The 16,855-nt window shown below is 36.8% G+C and carries 16 protein-coding genes; 11 read left to right on the top strand and 5 right to left on the bottom strand.

The window, feature by feature from the left end; genetic code table 11:
- Nucleotides 1-10: 10 nt before the first annotated feature.
- Nucleotides 11-376, bottom strand: a complete 366-nt coding sequence (gene copM / locus DK866_RS02960; protein ID WP_109407674.1) for a CopM family metallochaperone — start codon at nt 374-376, stop codon at nt 11-13.
- A 290-nt stretch (nt 377-666) separates the two neighbouring features.
- On the opposite strand from copM, the gene DK866_RS02955 reads away from it, so the two are divergent.
- From DK866_RS02955 to DK866_RS02935, 5 genes are all read left to right on the top strand, one after another.
- Complete coding sequence (locus DK866_RS02955; RefSeq protein ID WP_109407867.1) at nt 667-1,452, top strand: class I SAM-dependent methyltransferase; 786 nt, start codon at nt 667-669, stop codon at nt 1,450-1,452.
- A gap of 203 nt (nt 1,453-1,655) precedes the next feature.
- Nucleotides 1,656-2,075, top strand: coding sequence for a hypothetical protein (locus DK866_RS02950; protein WP_109407673.1), 420 nt, complete (start codon nt 1,656-1,658; stop codon nt 2,073-2,075).
- 461 nt (nt 2,076-2,536) lie between these two features.
- A complete protein-coding gene (locus DK866_RS02945) occupies nt 2,537-3,766 on the top strand; it encodes a sugar transporter (protein WP_109407672.1) in 1,230 nt (409 codons plus the stop codon).
- Between the two features lie 133 nt (nt 3,767-3,899).
- Nucleotides 3,900-4,232 (top strand): SMR family transporter, encoded by a 333-nt coding sequence (locus DK866_RS02940; RefSeq protein ID WP_072068325.1) that lies wholly within the window; start codon nt 3,900-3,902, stop codon nt 4,230-4,232.
- 33 nt (nt 4,233-4,265) lie between these two features.
- On the top strand, nt 4,266-4,574 hold the full coding sequence (locus tag DK866_RS02935) for a putative hemolysin (protein WP_109407671.1): 309 nt from the start codon (nt 4,266-4,268) through the stop codon (nt 4,572-4,574).
- Between the two features lie 89 nt (nt 4,575-4,663).
- Here DK866_RS02935 and dsbB read toward each other — a convergent pair whose 3' ends face one another.
- Entirely contained in the window at nt 4,664-5,188 is a 525-nt protein-coding gene (gene dsbB / locus DK866_RS02930) for a disulfide bond formation protein DsbB (protein ID WP_109407670.1), read from the bottom strand.
- 174 nt (nt 5,189-5,362) lie between these two features.
- On the bottom strand, nt 5,363-6,907 hold the full coding sequence (gene nhaB, locus DK866_RS02925; RefSeq protein ID WP_109407669.1) for a sodium/proton antiporter NhaB: 1,545 nt from the start codon (nt 6,905-6,907) through the stop codon (nt 5,363-5,365).
- 233 nt (nt 6,908-7,140) lie between these two features.
- Here nhaB and fadR point away from each other — a divergent pair, with 233 nt between their 5' ends.
- From fadR to DK866_RS02900, 5 genes are all read left to right on the top strand, one after another.
- Nucleotides 7,141-7,860: a fatty acid metabolism transcriptional regulator FadR gene (fadR, locus tag DK866_RS02920; RefSeq protein WP_109407668.1), complete on the top strand. Its 720-nt coding sequence runs from the start codon at nt 7,141-7,143 to the stop codon at nt 7,858-7,860.
- A 472-nt stretch (nt 7,861-8,332) separates the two neighbouring features.
- A complete protein-coding gene (locus tag DK866_RS02915; protein ID WP_109407667.1) occupies nt 8,333-9,637 on the top strand; it encodes a D-amino acid dehydrogenase in 1,305 nt (434 codons plus the stop codon).
- Nucleotides 9,638-9,650: 13 nt separating this feature from the next.
- On the top strand, nt 9,651-10,763 hold the full coding sequence (alr, locus tag DK866_RS02910; RefSeq protein ID WP_109407666.1) for an alanine racemase: 1,113 nt from the start codon (nt 9,651-9,653) through the stop codon (nt 10,761-10,763).
- A 49-nt stretch (nt 10,764-10,812) separates the two neighbouring features.
- A complete protein-coding gene (hypF, locus tag DK866_RS02905; protein WP_109407665.1) occupies nt 10,813-13,116 on the top strand; it encodes a carbamoyltransferase HypF in 2,304 nt (767 codons plus the stop codon).
- Between the two features lie 94 nt (nt 13,117-13,210).
- Nucleotides 13,211-13,963 (top strand): MipA/OmpV family protein, encoded by a 753-nt coding sequence (locus DK866_RS02900; protein WP_109407664.1) that lies wholly within the window; start codon nt 13,211-13,213, stop codon nt 13,961-13,963.
- Between the two features lie 103 nt (nt 13,964-14,066).
- On the opposite strand, the gene DK866_RS02895 is transcribed toward DK866_RS02900, so the two are convergent.
- The gene (locus DK866_RS02895; RefSeq protein WP_109407663.1) at nt 14,067-14,951 is read right to left on the bottom strand and encodes a D-hexose-6-phosphate mutarotase; all 885 of its coding nucleotides are present in this window, start codon (nt 14,949-14,951) and stop codon (nt 14,067-14,069) included.
- A gap of 114 nt (nt 14,952-15,065) precedes the next feature.
- Entirely contained in the window at nt 15,066-16,061 is a 996-nt protein-coding gene (gapA, locus tag DK866_RS02890) for a glyceraldehyde-3-phosphate dehydrogenase (RefSeq protein WP_036936343.1), read from the bottom strand.
- Nucleotides 16,062-16,404: 343 nt separating this feature from the next.
- Between gapA and msrB the strand changes: the two genes are divergently transcribed.
- Nucleotides 16,405-16,842 (top strand): peptide-methionine (R)-S-oxide reductase MsrB, encoded by a 438-nt coding sequence (msrB, locus tag DK866_RS02880; RefSeq protein WP_072068316.1) that lies wholly within the window; start codon nt 16,405-16,407, stop codon nt 16,840-16,842.
- Nucleotides 16,843-16,855: the final 13 nt, after the last annotated feature.

Below are 16,855 nucleotides of genomic sequence, written 5' to 3'. Positions count from 1 at the left end.
TAGAAATCTATTACTTATTAGTTTTATTCTTTTCTAACCATTTTTGCATTTGTTCAATTTCAGGGCCTTGAGCATCAATAATGGCTTGAGCTAGCTTGCGCATTTCAGGATCTGTACCATATTTCAATTCAATTTTAGCCATATCGATAGCGCCTAAATGGTGGGCAATCATACCATCAGCAAAAGCAACATCTGCATTATCTGTGTTCATTCCTTTTGCCATATCAGCATGCATTTTATTCATAGATTCATTGAGCTCTTTTTGCATTGGAGAGCTATTATGTGATGTATCCATATTCATATGTGTATTGTTTGCCATTGCGCCAAAAGAAATAGCACTCATTAAAATAATAGTGGCAGGTAAAATCTTTTTCATAACAGTTTCCTTTACTTTATCGTGAAATTGTTATCACTTTAAAGATTCCCCTTAGGGGAAGGTCAATGTTGTTATCCAAAGTTTAATATTCTTTACTTTTAATGACGTAATTACAGAGTAGTTTATTTAACTCATTCTATTTCAATAAATTTCATCTTATATTTAAGAATTTATTTATTGTGCACTTTAAGATTTTCTTTATAAAAAACGAGAAAAGTAATGATAACTATTCCCATCAAATGTTTTTTATTATAAAGTTGCATTATTAATGCAACTTTATGGGTGGCAATATGGAAACTCAAACAACAACACAATCTATATCTCAAGAACAGTCAAAGGCAGGACATACTTTTTTAGCTAGTTTAGGAAAAACACGCTTAAGACCGGGTGGTGTGGAGGCATCTGATTGGTTAATTAATAACGGGCATTTTACATCCTCAAGCTATGTTTTAGAGATTGCTTGTAATATGGCGACAACGTCAATTGAAATAGCACAAAAATATGGTTGTCACATTATTGCGATTGATATGGATGAAAAAGCATTAGCTAATGCACAACATAATGTTGAAAATGCGCAGTTATCACATTTGATTCAGCTAACAAAAGCCAATGCCTTATCTCTGCCTTTTCCCGACAATAGCTTTGATATTGTTTTAAATGAAGCGATGTTGACAATGTATGCGGATAAAGCCAAAGCTAAATTAGTAAAAGAATATTATCGTGTTTTAAAACCCGGTGGTTTGTTATTAACACATGATATTATGAAAAAAAATAATGATGTAGATAAAGATAATTTAATTGGGGTCGTAAAATCGAACGTGGCTCCGATGTTTAAGCAAGAGTGGCATGACTTGTTTGCTAATATTGGGTTTTCAGAAGTAAATATGAAATCAGGCAATATGAGCCTAATGTCACCTACAGGTTTAATTCGTGATGAAGGTTTATTTAGAACTGCAAAAATAATTAAAAATGGGTTGAAAAACAAACAGAATAGAGAAAGGTTTCTATCCATGTTTCGTTTTTTTAGAGAAAACCGCCATAATTTAAATTATATTGCGTGTTGCTCTAAGAAATGATTTTTATCAAGAAAAATTTATATATTGATTATAAGCACCTACAATTAGGTGCTTATTTTTTATAAAAATAAAATAAGAATAATTAGAACTGTATACCTCAGTAATAAAATGTAAAAAATAAAAAGAATCGTAATCCAGATTGAACCTGAATTATTTAAACTATATATATTAAAAACAGAGATAACTAATATGTGGAGTTAAAGATGAAACAGATACTCATTATTGCAGGGGGGCTTTTATCACTGACAATCATGTTGGCTATTTTTATTGCCATTTTAATGGTGTCTGTCTTTAAAGAAACAACAGCTGAACTTTGGAATGAAGGCCGTGAAGTCATTGAAAATTCATCATCAAAAATGAACGAAACTATTTCTACGGTAGAAGCAAAACGCGATACACTTATGGCTGTCTATAAGTCAAAAGAGAATAATGGTAGTTGCCAGCAATTAGCTCAAAAGCTAAATGAGGTTGATCATGCACTTTCTAATGGGCATTTAATTTTGCCTCGATCGGCTGTAGAACAAATAGCTACCATTAAAAATGCCTTTGATGAATCAACTTCGCCCACAAGAAACATAGCTTGCGAGCAAGCAATTCAAGTTATTGATAATTTAAGTCAGTAATTACTATATCCTTCCTATTTTTATTCGTTTTTCATATCAATATAAGAATATTTTTAATAAATAAATTAATATTTCTTATCTTAATTCAATGAATATACTGCGTATTTTTACTCGGATTTGTTTGTTTTTATTATTTTAATTAGATTGCGAATGAGATATTTATATCTGCAATCTTTGTATGCTTAGAATATGTTAACGTTAAAAAGAAGTTGCACTAGGGATTTAAAGTCATGAGATGAATATGCTAAAATTGATAGCTGATTCGCTTTAGCTACGAAGTTTAGTCATAATTTGGTTTGTTTTTTGTTTTTAAAAAACACATTTTTTGTATTTATGCCATTTTTTTATTACCAATAAACCTAAACTCTTTAGAGTAAGTGGGCAAAGCGAGTTACATGAAGGCTTATATTATAAAGCAATGATATATACATCAATATTATTTAAGAAAGCATCGACTAATTATGAATATTGCAACACCAAACATAAATGAAGTAAGCCGCCAAACAGCGTGGATCAGGGTAATAATATTGTCGTTTGCAGCTTTCGTTTTTAATACAACAGAATTTGTTCCTGTTGCTCTGTTAAGTGATATTTCTGAAAGCTTTGGGATGATCCCAGCTCAAACAGGTTTAATGATCACAATATATGCTTGGGTGGTTGCTTTAATGTCATTACCATTAATGATAATGACAAGTAAAGTTGAACGCCGTAAGTTACTTATTATCTTATTTATTCTTTTTATTTTAAGTCATATTTTGTCTGGTATAGCATGGGATTTTAACTCGTTGATTGCAGGGCGTATAGGTGTTGCTTTTTCTCATGCAGTTTTCTGGTCTATTACTGCCTCATTGGCAATTAGAGTCGCCCCCCCTGGTAAACGAGCACAAGCATTAGGTTTATTAGCAACAGGAACAGCATTAGCTACGGTTCTCGGCTTACCTATTGGGCGTGTTGTTGGGCAATGGTTAGGATGGCGTGCAACCTTTATGGGAATTGGTATTTTAGCTTTAATTACCATGTTTGCATTAATGCGTTATTTGCCTTTATTACCCAGTGAGCATTCAGGTTCACTAAAAAGTGTACCTGTATTATTAAAACGTGGGCCATTAATGGGGATTTTCCTGTTAACAGTTATTGCCGTTACTGCACATTTTACGGCTTATAGCTATATCGAGCCTTTTGTTATTGATATTGCAAAATTAGATCAAAACTTTGCTACGTTAGTTTTACTTATTTTTGGTGGTGCTGGCATTATTGGTAGTGTGCTATTTAGCCGTTATAGTGCCAAAATGCCAACATCATTTTTATTTTTTGCACTAATTTTACTTACTGCTTGCTTAAGTTTATTAATGATAAGCAGCCAAAATTTAACGACATTCATTGTGTTGATTATATTTTGGGGGATTGGTTTTATGTGTATCGGTCTTGGTATGCAAGTTAAAGTGATTGACTTAGCTCCTGATGCAACAGATATCGCGATGTCTATTTACTCTGGCATTTTTAATATTGGCATTGGTGCAGGGGCTTTGATTGGTAATCAAGTTATCTTACATGCGGGTATGCCAAATATGGGTTATGCAGGAATGATATTAAGCATTATTGCTGTTATTTGGTGTGGTTTTATTTTTAGCCGTTATCGCGTTTCTATGGGGGGGAAGCCCCGTAAAAAGAATCAGCTTCATCAACACTAAATAAGTATTTTTATTTTAAAAGGCATCTATTCAATATGAAAGATGCCTTTTTTATTTGTTGTAGATGAATATCCTCAATATGGCTTGTGATAGAATTCACAAAATTGACTTTGTATAAGATTAAGGCGAAAAAATGAATGGATTAACTTACCTAATGTTGGCGATTATATCGGAAGTGATTGCGACAACAATGTTAAAAGCCTCTGAAGGCTTTAGTCGATTATATCCATCAATTGTTGTTGTCATTGGCTATTGTTTTTCTTTTTGGGCACTTTCTCAAGTGGTAAGAGTTATGCCTTTGGGTATTGCTTATGCAATATGGAGTGGTTTAGGGATAGTGTTAGTTTCTGTTGCGGCAGTTTTTATCTATCAACAAAAACTTGATTTACCTGCCATTATTGGTATGGGATTGATTATTGCGGGTGTTTTAGTCATAAACTTACTCTCAAAAAGTGCTTCACACTAATAGTGAATAACAGCAGACATTAGGGTGCCTTTGATGCAAAAAAAATTTAAAACAGCATGTTATCTGTTTATGTTAGTTGGCTTTGGTTTTATTGCAGGATGCAGTAGTTCAACCCAGACAGAATATTCATCAACACAAGCAGTGAATAAAAGCAGAACAATACCGACAACAAGTCTTAGTGTTCCTTTAGATGAATCGGCTAAGGCAACATGTGTTTTTTCAGGAGGGATACCTTCTTTAAACTATGAATTACATGGTGGGCAGACACCTGTGTGTCAGTTTGCTAATGGTAAACGCTGTAGTGAACAGGCTTTAATTGAAGGTGCTTGTATTCCAGGTTAGGACTGAGTGAAGGCATATTATTTAGTCAATGTTGAAGTTTTATTTTTCGACAATAAATAGCCCTTAGTGTGTTACTAAGGGCTATTTTTTTATTCTTTTGATTTAAAAGAACTTGTGATTTGGCTCATTAAGACCAATAGACCCACAACAAAATAAGCAGAGAAAATAATTAGCATCCACTGAGGCATTTCTAATGTTAAGAATTGCCATTGACTGACAGAGCAGTCACCCGTTGCTTGGAATACAGCAGGGAACCAATTTTGTAATGCAAACCAAGAAGGTAATGTGACAAAGAAGTCACATGTTGCAAAAGGTGATGGATTAAGAATAAGTTGCGTATGCTCCCAAGCCAGTTCAATGCCTCGGTAAGCTGAATAAAGCCATAAAAAACTACCTGCCATACGCATGAGTGCCATTTTGGGTGCGCTTGCACCAATAAATGCGGCAACTAATATTCCTAATACTGCGATGCGTTGATAAACGCACATCACACAAGGCATTAATTCCATTCCGTACTGAAAATACAATGCAGCACCTTCAAGACCTATTGCTGTTAATGCAAGCAATAGCCATGAAAAACGGCGTTGTGACCAGTGACGAAGAGCAGTCAGCATAATAATGTCCATTTAAATATTAAAATAAGTGTCTATTTTGCCCAAAAATCAAGTGCAAAAAAAGTTAAAACCTGTTATTTCACAAATATTTACATTCAACCTTCTTTTAATGAAAAAAATAGGACTTTTATCAAGTAAAAGTCCTATTTATGTGGTGTAACTGTAGAACTATTGTTATGGAATAGCAACTAAGCCTATTTCATAAAACCAATGTGTTGTAGGAACTAGCCAGAATTCAACCGCTAGTAAACCAAATAATGTCATTACAATAGTATATGGCAGAGCCATCATTACCATTCGTCCATACGATAAACGAATAAGTGGAGATAGCGCAGAGGTTAATAAGAATAGGAATGCAGCTTGGCCATTAGGTGTGGCAACAGAAGGTAAGTTTGTACCTGTATTAATAGCAACACCAATATGTTCATATTGTGATTGACTAATTAATCCATCTTGTAAGGCCGTTAAGGCTTCGCTGATATAAACAGTACCCACAAAAACGTTATCTGAAATGGCAGACAATAGACCATTAAACAGATAGAAGAGAGAAAGCTGTGAGGACTCTGAAGCTTGGAGAACAAACTGAATAATTGGGCCGAATAATTGTTGGTCAATAATAACTGCAACAATTGAGAAGAAAACGGTCAATAATGCAGTGAAAGGTAAGGCTTCTTCAAATGCTTTACCGAGCGCATGCTCTTCTGTAATACCACAAAATGTAGTCGCAAGAATGATAACAGATAAACCAATAATACCGACTTCTGCTAAATGAAGAGCTAAAGCAACAATTAACCAGACTCCAATTAATGCTTGAACCATCAATTGTGCTTTTTCTTGAGAAGTGCGTTTTTCACTGTTTTTCTTATCGTATTCAGTTAAAACTTTACGAACTAAATCAGGTAATTCAGCACCATAACCAAAAAGCTTAAAGCGCTCAACCAAATAGCACACAGCAAGGCCTGCAAAGAAAACAGGAATTGTTACAGGTGACATTCGAATAAAGAAAGTCACAAAATCCCATTCTAAATGTTTTGCAATAATCAGGTTTTGCGGTTCACCTACCATGGTCATTACGCCACCTAATGCAGTACCTACACCAGCATGCATCATTAAGCTACGTAAGAAAGCACGGAATTGTTCTAAGGTTTGTTTTTTCTCTGCGGTATCAATAAATCCATCATTATTTAGCTCTGTTCCTGCTTGGTTAGAGGCGAAATTATGATAAATAGAGTAGAAACCGAGAGAAACACTGATCACAACAGCGATAACGGTTAAAGCATCTAAAAAGGCAGATAAAAATGCACTTGCGAAGCAAAAAGCAATAGATAACATTCGTTTAGAACGAATGGATAAAAGCAATTTAGTAAAAGCAAAAAGTAATAATTGCTTCATAAAATAGATACCCGCAACCATAAAGACTAAAAGTAAAATAACTTCAAGGTTGTTGGCAATTTCATGACCAATTTGTTTTGGGCTAGTCATTCCAATAATGACAGCCTCAATGGCAAGTAGTCCTCCTGGTTGTAATGGGTAACACTTTAACGCCATAGCTAGAGTGAAAATAAATTCTACAACTAATAGCCAACCGGCGACAAAAGGGTCAACAAAGAAAAAAATCAGTGGGTTGATAATTAAAAAAGTAAGAATAGCAAGCTTATACCAATCGGGAGAGTTTCCCATAAAGTTCTTCAGTAGTGCTTGTCTTATACTCATATCCATTAGGTTTCTCATCCTCCAAACAGAGATTTTAAGCGCAATCATGCGCGATCTAACCATAGTACGCGTTAATTGCTGTGAAATTAAGCGCGTTAGTAATAATAAATTGATAAAACAACATCAGGTTTTATGATGCCACTCACTATTTAATGATGGTTGAGCTATATCAAAATTCCGCATTCTGATATTATCTTTTTCATTATTAGCAGAAAAATCGCTTCGGAAGAAATAAAAATATGGTTATTAAGGCTCAAAGCCCCGCAGGTTTCGCGGAAGAGTATATTGTTGAAAGCATCTGGAATAATCGTTTTCCCCCTGGTTCTATCCTACCAGCGGAACGTGAACTATCTGAATTAATTGGTGTAACAAGAACCACATTAAGAGAAGTATTACAGCGCCTTGCTCGTGATGGATGGTTAACGATCCAACATGGAAAGCCAACAAAGGTAAACAATTTCTGGGAAACATCTGGCCTTAATATTCTTGAAACTGTAGCTCGTCTCGATCATGATCGTGTACCGCAATTAATTGATAATTTATTGGCGGTAAGAACTAATATTTCAGCTATTTTTATCCGCACTGCGTTTAGAAGCAATCCTGAAAAATGTATTGAAGTTTTAAACCATGAGCTTACCACTGAAAATAGTGCTGATGAGTTTAGTGAACTGGATTACAACATTTTTCGTGGCTTAGCTTTCGCATCAGGCAATCCAATTTATGGGCTTATCCTCAATGGTTTGAAAGGTCTGTATACGCGTGTTGGTCGTTACTACTTTTCAAATATTCAAGCCAAAGAGCTTGCTTTAGCATTCTATAAAAAATTAGCTGCATTGTGTGAACAGAAAGATGTTGAGCATGTAATGGAGTGCGTTCGCCAATATGGTAAAGACAGTGGGATTATCTGGCAAAGCTTGCAATCACCACTCCCTAGTGATTTGGAAGAAATTAAACGCTAATTTTTACGGTTTTTGTCATAATAGAAAAGGCCAGTATCCTCATTGATTTGTGATACTGGTTTTTTTATGCTTTTAAAAAGCAAAGTGTCATATTTTAGGCAATGCTTTAAATAGGTTAATTTTAGTAAAAAGAGTTACCAAAGTTAGTTAATTTAAAAATTATAATCTAATATTTTTCATATATTTGGTTTTTAATAAAAATCACACTCTGCTTTTCTACGGATTAAATTCTCATCAAAGTAAATTAATTTATTAATAAATATTCTAGTAATTTTTTGATAAAAAAATATCTTGTTGATTTTATTTGTTAATTTGACAATTCTCGTTGAAAATTGCTTATTCAATATTAGCCAAATGTGACTTAACTCTAAAATTTGCTTTTTTATTCACCTAGATGATTATTCTATATTGGCTTTTTGTGTATGGAATATTATTCTTATGTTATATCAATGTAAATTATTGGAGTCTTGCCATGAAAGTGATCATCTTAGGTGGCGGCGTTATTGGTGTAACAAGTGCGTGGTATCTAGTGCAGCAAGGGCATGAAGTCATTGTTGTTGACAGACAAAATAGTGCAGCAGAAGAAACCAGTGCGGGTAATGCTGGTCAGATATCGCCAGGATATGCAACCCCTTGGGGTGCTCCGGGTATTCCATTAAAAGCAGTAAAATGGATGTTTCAGAAACATGCACCCTTAGCCATTAAACCGGACGGTTCACTTTTCCAATTACGCTGGATGTGGCAAATGTTACGTAATTGTGATGCATCACATTACACTATGAATAAAAGTCGTATGGTGCGCATTGCTGAATATAGCCGTGATTGTATTCGTCAGTTGCGTCAAGATACGGGAATAGAATATGAAGGGCGCCAAGGGGGAACTCTTCAACTTTTCCGTGATCAAAAGCAATTTGATAATGCTGCCAATGATATTGCTGTCTTAAAGCAAGAAGGCGTTGCTTATGAATTATTGACGGCAGAGCAACTTAAATTCGCAGAGCCTGCATTAGAGCATGTTAGTCATAAACTCACCGGTGGTTTGCGTTTACCAAATGATGAAACAGGTGACTGCCAAATTTTTACGAAAAAACTCGCTAAAATGGCAGAAGAAGCGGGTGTTACATTCTTATTTAACAAAGAAATCAAACATTTGTTATTTGATGGTGATAAAGTAGCGGGCGTTCAATGCCATGATGGATTACTTACTGCGGATCATTACGTTGTCGCAATGGGTTCTTATTCAACGGAATTTCTGAAAAATAAAGTCGCCATTCCTGTTTATCCGCTTAAAGGTTATTCACTCACGATGCCGATTATTGATGCTTCAAGAGCACCAACATCAACTATTCTCGATGAAACCTATAAAATAGCAGTAACTCGTTTTGATGAGCGAATTCGTGTTGGTGGAATGGCAGAAGTCGTTGGTTTTAATTTGAATGTTTTAAAATCGCGCTGTGAAACATTAAAAATGGTTGTACAAGATCTCTATCAAGGTGGTGGCGATATAGAAAAAGCCACATTCTGGACAGGACTAAGACCTATGACACCAGATGGTACGCCTATCGTTGGGCCAACGGCTTATCGTAATTTATCTTTAAATACGGGGCATGGCACATTAGGTTGGACGATGGCATGTGGCTCTGGGCAATTATTGGCTGATTTAATTTCAGGGAATAAACCTGCGATTGCTGCTGATGATTTATCTGTATTTCGTTATATCGATGGCTTTAATACTAAATTGCTCTTACCGGGGCAAAAGCTTGATGCTGCTTATTAATTGAGGAAAAAACATGTCCAGACCCACAAAAGTAACCATTAACCTCGATGCATTAAGCCATAACCTGTCTGTTATCAAAGAGAGAGTAAAAGGTAGCAAAGTGTGGTCTGTTGTGAAAGCAGATGCTTATGGACACGGATTATCCTGTGTTTGGCCAGCATTGAGTCATACGGATGGTTTTGCATTAATTGAATTAGACAAAGCCATTATGCTAAGAGAGCAAGGATGGGTTGGCCCCATCCTTTTACTTGAAGGTTTTTTTAAACCTGAAGATGTTTATTTATTAGAACGTTATTCTCTAACAACAACAGTACATTCTGATTGGCAATTTGATGCCATAGAAAAAGCACAATTAGAACGTCCCATTAATATCTATCTTAAACTTAATAGTGGAATGAATAGATTAGGTTATCGTTCTGATGTTTATCAACAAGCTATCGCCCGCGCTAAAAGTATCAATAACATTGGTTCTATTATTCAAATGTCGCATTTTGCTAATGCAGATACAGGACTGAATATGGATGCGCAAAAAGCGGTAATTAATCAAGCGATGGTCAAAGAATTACCTCGATGCTTAGCAAATTCGGCGGCAACGTTGTTTAACCCTGAAACATATCAAGATTGGGTGCGACCAGGCATTATTTTATATGGTGTTTCGCCTTCGGGTGTTTGGCAAGATATTGCTGATTTCGATTTACAACCCGTAATGACATTTAATAGTGAGATATTAGCCATTCAACAAGTGAAAAAAGGTGAACCAATAGGCTATGGCAGTCGATATATTGCTGAGCGTGATATGCGAATAGGGGTTGTTGCCTGTGGTTATGCCGATGGTTATCCTAGACATGCGCCAGATGGTACACCAGTCATTGTTAATGGGCATAAAACACAATTAGTAGGGCGTATTTCGATGGATATGTTAACCGTTGATGTTACGGATTTCCCCGATATCAATTATGGTAGCCCAGTTGAATTATGGGGTGAACAACTACCTGTTGATGATGTTGCAACGGCCTGTGGCACTATTGGCTATGAGTTACTGTGTGCAATAGCTCCTCGAGTTACAGTTGAAGTGATGATAAATTTACCTAATTCCACTTTTTCTGATCTAAATGAAAGTTGTTGATAATCACTAAACTAGAATAAGCTTAAATTTATTTTGATTTGGTGATCCTATGAGTAACGGCATTGCATTGCGTGTGAAAGGTAAGGTTCAAGGCGTGGGTTTTCGTCCATTTGTTTGGCAATTAGCCCATCGTTTTGGTTTATTCGGGCAAGTGAGTAACGACAGTTTAGGTGTATTGGTGCATTTAACGTATTCACCTAAAAATACACTTTTTATCGAAGCACTAAAAGCTGAATGCCCCCCATTAGCGCGCATTGAACGTATAGAAGAATCACCCTATCAATGGGAACAATTACCGACAGACTTTATTATTGTAAAAAGTGGTGGCGGTGAAATGGATACACAAGTGGTACCTGATGCCACGACTTGCAAAGCATGTATTGATGAACTGTTTGATCCCCAAAACCGTCGTTTTCATTATCCTTTTATTAACTGCACACACTGTGGACCTCGTTTTACTATCATAAAAAAAATGCCTTATGATAGGCCATTTACCTCGATGTCTGAATTTCCATTTTGCCCTGAATGTAAACATGAATATGATGATCCTGCAGACAGACGATTCCATGCTCAGCCTAATGCGTGTCCTGTCTGTGGACCTTATATTTGGCTTGCGAATGAGCAGGGGGAAGAGTTAGCAATCAAAGAGTTTGCATTAATTCAAGCCTGCGAAGCGTTACTTGCTGGAAAAATTGTTGCTGTTAAAGGTATTGGTGGTTTTCATTTAGTATGTGATGCACGTAATAATGATAGCGTTGCATTATTACGAAAACGCAAATACCGACCTGCGAAGCCATTAGCTGTGATGATCACTGGAATTGATCAAATTAAAGAAGATAATCAAGATCCTGATTTTCTTCCAACCGCTATCCAAACTTTGCAAAGCACTGCGGCTCCAATTGTACTAGTCCCTAAAACGGTTGCGCCTAAACTTGCGGAGCTTATTGCGCCAGGATTAACTGAAATTGGTGTTATGTTGCCAGCCAATCCATTACAACATTTATTAGCGCGCGGCACGAATATTCCACTGGTTATGACATCAGGAAATGCATCTGGTCATACTCCTGCATTAAGTAACGAAGATGCTTTAATGCAGCTTCACGATATTGCTGATCTATTCTTGATGCATAATAGAGAGATTATACAGCGAGCTGATGATTCATTAGTGCGTATTGAAGATAAGCAGAGTGTTATGATCCGCCGTTCTCGTGGCTATGTTCCTGATGCTATTTCATTACCTGACGACTTTGAACCACAACCCTCAGTGCTTGCAATGGGAGGGGATCTCAAAAATGTATTTTGCTTATTACGTCAGCATCAAGCCATTATGGGGCCTCATTTAGGGGATCTTGATGATTTAAGTGTACGCCAACAACTGATGAAATCATTAGATCTTTTTCAGCAAATTTATCGCTTTACACCTAAAGCAATTGCGGTAGATGCACATCCTAATTACATTAGTCATCAACTGGGTAAACAATTTGCTCAAGAGCAAAATATTCCTCTCATTGAAGTTTTTCACCATCATGCGCATATTGTTTCTTGTCTAGCTGAACATGGACATACCCATCAGCAAGGTGCTGTAGTAGGCATTGCACTTGATGGTTTAGGCTATGGGCAAGATGGCTCTTTATGGGGGGGAGAATGCCTACGGGTGGATTATCAAAAATCAGAACGAATAGGTGGGCTTCCTGCAGTTGCTATGCCTGGGGGAAATTTAGCTTCTATTCAACCTTGGCGAAACTGGTTCGCACATTTAGCTACTTTTTCTAAGAATTGGCAAGGTAGTGTTATCACCCAATTGATACCTAGTAATGATTTGCAAATATTAAGTAAGGCAGTAGAACGTGGTTTAAATTCGCCTAAAGCCTCTTCTTGTGGGCGTTTATTTGATGCAGTTTCAGCATCATTAGGATTAGCTCCTAAAGAAATAAGTTGGGAGGGTGAAGCTGCCAGTTACTTACAAACAGCAGCATTAGCGTGTCAAAAAGAAAAACAAACGGAAATTATCAAGCAATATGGGCATTTAATGCCTATAAAGAATAACTTGCTTGAACTGTCTGTTTTTTGGTCGCAATGGGAAAGAGTGAAGCTCAATGTCAGTGAAAAGGCGTGGCTATTTCATTATTTATTAGCTGAAAGTTTAGGCAATATTGCATTGCAATATGCCGATGAACATCAGATTGATACCGTTGTACTTACGGGCGGTGTGTTAAATAACACATTACTCAAACATATGTTTAAGAAAAAATTAAACAATAAAAAAGTACTAACCCCTATGATGTTGCCCGTTGGAGACGGTGGTATTGCATTAGGGCAAGCACTGATTGCTACACATTTAATGCAAAACTAAAATAATTATAGGTAAAATAATATCGGTTCTAGTTAATTGTGACTGAAATTGGTTTTTGGTTGCTACTTTATTAATGACAATATGGAAAATCATCGTGAGTAATAAGAAGATTATCATTTCTTTAGCCGTTATTGCAGGACTTAGCACACCAGCAGCATTTGCTGGAGAATGGTCAATTGGTGGCTCAGTCTTAGCACAAGTCACTCCTTATAAAGGGGCTAAATCAAAAGATTATTTATTACCCGTGCCACAAGTTAACTACCAATCAGAAAATTTCTATTTTGCGACATTAGCCGCAGGGTATTACTTGTGGAACACACCTAAAGATCAACTTTCTGTTGATTTGCACTATTATCCTCAAGCTTATAAACCAAGTGATAGTGATGACGAGCAAATGAAAAAATTGAATCGTCGTCGTGATACTATGATGGGGGGTTTTACTTATAAACACCATGAATCATGGGGTAGCTTAAGAGCGATTGTTTCTGGTGATATGCTGGGTAAAAGTAATGGTATTATTGCTGATGCTGCCTATTTATATCCTTTCGAATTAGGTAATTGGTCTTTCCAACCTGGTGCGGGTATTGTTTGGGAAAACAAAAAGCAAAATCGTTATGCGTATGGTATTACTCATGCAGAATCACAGCGTAGTGGTTTAGCTGAATACACACCAAATGATAGCTGGAGACCTTATTTCGAGATTTCTGCCAACTACAAATTTGCTGAAAAATGGAACTTCTTTGCTATGGGGCGTGTTGACCATTTACCAAGTGAAGTTAAAGACAGCCCAATGGTGAATAAGTCTGTAACTGCGATTGTGTGGACTGGTGTGACTTATACATTCTAATCAATGTCTGTATGACGCTATAGATATTTTAATAGGCTATTTATGACAAAAAAGCTTCGATTTAAACCTCGAAGCTTTTTTATTTGTAATATGTGAATAATATTTATTTTTCAGCAATATTTTTACGAACACGTACTACCAAAGATAAACGACCAGGATGCACATTGTCTGGTTTTAATGGTTTATGGATACGTGCAGTCTCTACACAAGCCATTTTACGATAGCCTCCTGCACTCATATCTTTCATTGAACTTGCAAGCTCTGCGCCGGGGTTCCAGCACACCACATCACTATGGTGATAATGATGAACTTCAATTGTGCGATCCCAACCATCATCATGAATAAGATTAAAATCGTCAGGCTCTGTGTAAAGCCTGTCAGTGCGTCCATTAAAACGTAATGCGGTTTCATCAGTATAGACTTCTTTGTCCGCTACAGTGTCAATGTAGTGGCCTCCTAAGCCGGTAACGGAGACATTATCAATATCACTCACATTAAAATAAGAGTGAAGGGCAGCTGTTGCTTCATAATCACCGTAAGATTCTAATTCTACTTCACAAGTTGCCCCTAATTTAAAACGAGCAATTAAAGTAAACGGATGAGGCCAATATTTTTGTGTTTGTTGGCTCTCTTTTAGTGTCATTGTAATAAGTACGCCGTCATCTTGTTCTGTGTGGGCGCTAAATTCCCAAGGTAGAATACGTGCAAATCCATGACTAGGTGTACCTGCTGAAGCGAACCAAGGCCAGCAAATAGGGATACCGCCACGAATGGCAACACCAGGAGTGAATAGAGATGCTTCACTGAGCCAAAAGACAGGGTGTTCTTGTGCTGGTTGCCAAGCAATTAAATGTGCACCTTGAAGGCTAATAGCTGCTCGTACTTTAGGATGTGAAATAACAAGGATAGGAAGTTCACCTAATTGCCGACGACTTAAATAAGGTGATATTTGTTCAATAATCGGCAATGAAAATATTTTCTCGTTCATTATCTTTTGGCCTTCTGTCACTGACTATTTCAATACAATAAACTGACTGGCTGGAAAATAAAAGAGCCACCTAAAAGGTGGCTCTAAGCAAAATCTTGATTTACTAGGCTCTAATTATTTAGAGATATGAGAAATCAGATCCAGAACTTTGTTTGAATAACCAACTTCGTTATCGTACCAAGCAACTAATTTAACAAAGTTGTCGTTCAGAGCGATACCTGCTTTAGCATCAAATACTGAAGTCAGAACTTCGCCATTGAAGTCAGTTGAAACAACTGCATCTTCAGTGTAACCCAGAACGCCTTTCAGTTCGCCTTCAGCTGCTGCTTTGATAGCATCACAGATTTGTGCGTAAGAAGCTGGTTTTTCCAGACGTGCAGTCAGGTCAACAACAGAAACGTTAGGAGTAGGAACACGGAAAGACATACCAGTCAGTTTGCCGTTCAGTTCAGGAATAACTTTACCTACAGCTTTAGCAGCACCAGTTGATGATGGGATGATGTTTTGAGAAGCACCACGACCACCACGCCAGTCTTTTGCAGAAGGACCATCAACAGTACGTTGAGTTGCAGTTGTTGCGTGAACAGTAGTCATCAGACCTTCAACGATACCGAAGTTGTCGTTGATAACTTTAGCTAAAGGCGCTAAGCAGTTAGTAGTACAAGATGCGTTAGAAACGATATCTTGGCCTGCGTATGATTTATGGTTTACGCCCATTACGAACATAGGAGTGCTGTCTTTTGAAGGACCAGTCAGAACAACTTTTTTCGCGCCAGCTTGGATGTGTTTACGAGCAGTTTCGTCAGTTAAGAACAGACCAGTTGCTTCTGCAACAACGTCAGCACCGACTTCGTTCCATTTCAGATTTGCTGGATCTCTTTCTGAAGTTACGCGGATGGTTTTACCATTAACAACGAGGTGGCCATCTTTTACTTCAACAGTACCGTTGAAACGGCCATGAGTTGAATCGTATTTCAGCATGTATGCCATGTAGTCTGCGTCTAACAGATCGTTAATACCTACGATTTCGATATCTGAACGTTCTTGAGCAGCACGGAAAACGATGCGGCCGATACGACCAAAACCATTAATACCTACTTTGATAGTCATATGTATTCCACCAGCTTTAATTTAGTGAATTAAAAAGTTGCTTCTAAAGTTACCAAAACCGCGCCAATCGTCAAGCGGAATCGTGTCAATAATTGCAAAAAATCAATTAAAAAAACACTTTTCGCTTAAAGATTGGTCGTTTTAGCTAAATGTTACGCTGTGTATTATCGGGATCAACGCCGATAAATGAAGTTACCTTTGCTCCGTTATGTGAAATTCATCACATTTCAAAAACTAAAGATTACTCTTGATGATTTTAGACTATATTTTTCAGATTTGTTGTTAAATCTTTGTTATTATTCACTGTTGTTTTAAAAAGCATTTTTCTGAGCACGAGGTCGATATGGCAGATAATGAAAAGAAAGTGAATATTTCAAGCAATAACAATCACCTTGATTTATCAACACTCAATGAAATGCAACGTTATGTGACGCAACAACACGGCACAGAGCCTCCGTTTAGTGGTAAGTTATTACATAACCGTCAAACTGGGATTTATCACTGTTTATGTTGTTCTGCTCCCTTATTTTATTCAGATACAAAATTTGATGCAGGATGTGGCTGGCCTAGTTTTTACCAACCTGTTAACAGTGATGCGATCCGCTATATTGATGATTTTTCTCATAATATGAAAAGAACGGAAATACGTTGCCAGCAGTGTGATGCACATTTAGGTCATGTCTTTAATGATGGCCCTGCCCCTACAGGGGAGCGTTATTGTGTTAATTCAGCTTCACTGTCATTTACAAACAGTGAGACAGGTGAAGAGCAGAAAGGTTGATAGCTGTTAAATT

Origin of the sequence: Proteus genomosp. 4 str. ATCC 51469, from assembly GCF_003144375.1 — a bacterium.
Classification (GTDB): Bacteria; Pseudomonadota; Gammaproteobacteria; order Enterobacterales; family Enterobacteriaceae; genus Proteus.
The sequence above is the reverse complement of the archived record's forward strand: the minus strand, read 5'-3'. Positions and strand labels throughout refer to the sequence as shown.

Bases quoted from the DNA above. Each gene is read 5' to 3' on its own strand.
- gapA (WP_036936343.1), bottom strand. From the start codon at position 16,061: ATGACTATCAAAGTAGGTATTAATGGTTTTGGTCGTATCGGCCGCATC.
- DK866_RS02935 (WP_109407671.1), top strand. From the start codon at position 4,266: ATGCAAAAAAAATTTAAAACAGCATGTTATCTGTTTATGTTAGTTGGC.
- nhaB (WP_109407669.1), bottom strand. From the start codon at position 6,907: ATGGATATGAGTATAAGACAAGCACTACTGAAGAACTTTATGGGAAAC.
- DK866_RS02950 (WP_109407673.1), top strand. From the start codon at position 1,656: ATGAAACAGATACTCATTATTGCAGGGGGGCTTTTATCACTGACAATC.
- dsbB (WP_109407670.1), bottom strand. From the start codon at position 5,188: ATGCTGACTGCTCTTCGTCACTGGTCACAACGCCGTTTTTCATGGCTA.
- DK866_RS02945 (WP_109407672.1), top strand. From the start codon at position 2,537: ATGAATATTGCAACACCAAACATAAATGAAGTAAGCCGCCAAACAGCG.
- msrB (WP_072068316.1), top strand. From the start codon at position 16,405: ATGGCAGATAATGAAAAGAAAGTGAATATTTCAAGCAATAACAATCAC.
- hypF (WP_109407665.1), top strand. From the start codon at position 10,813: ATGAGTAACGGCATTGCATTGCGTGTGAAAGGTAAGGTTCAAGGCGTG.
- DK866_RS02895 (WP_109407663.1), bottom strand. From the start codon at position 14,951: ATGAACGAGAAAATATTTTCATTGCCGATTATTGAACAAATATCACCT.
- alr (WP_109407666.1), top strand. From the start codon at position 9,651: ATGTCCAGACCCACAAAAGTAACCATTAACCTCGATGCATTAAGCCAT.
- DK866_RS02940 (WP_072068325.1), top strand. From the start codon at position 3,900: ATGAATGGATTAACTTACCTAATGTTGGCGATTATATCGGAAGTGATT.
- fadR (WP_109407668.1), top strand. From the start codon at position 7,141: ATGGTTATTAAGGCTCAAAGCCCCGCAGGTTTCGCGGAAGAGTATATT.
- copM (WP_109407674.1), bottom strand. From the start codon at position 376: ATGAAAAAGATTTTACCTGCCACTATTATTTTAATGAGTGCTATTTCT.
- DK866_RS02955 (WP_109407867.1), top strand. From the start codon at position 667: ATGGAAACTCAAACAACAACACAATCTATATCTCAAGAACAGTCAAAG.
- DK866_RS02915 (WP_109407667.1), top strand. From the start codon at position 8,333: ATGAAAGTGATCATCTTAGGTGGCGGCGTTATTGGTGTAACAAGTGCG.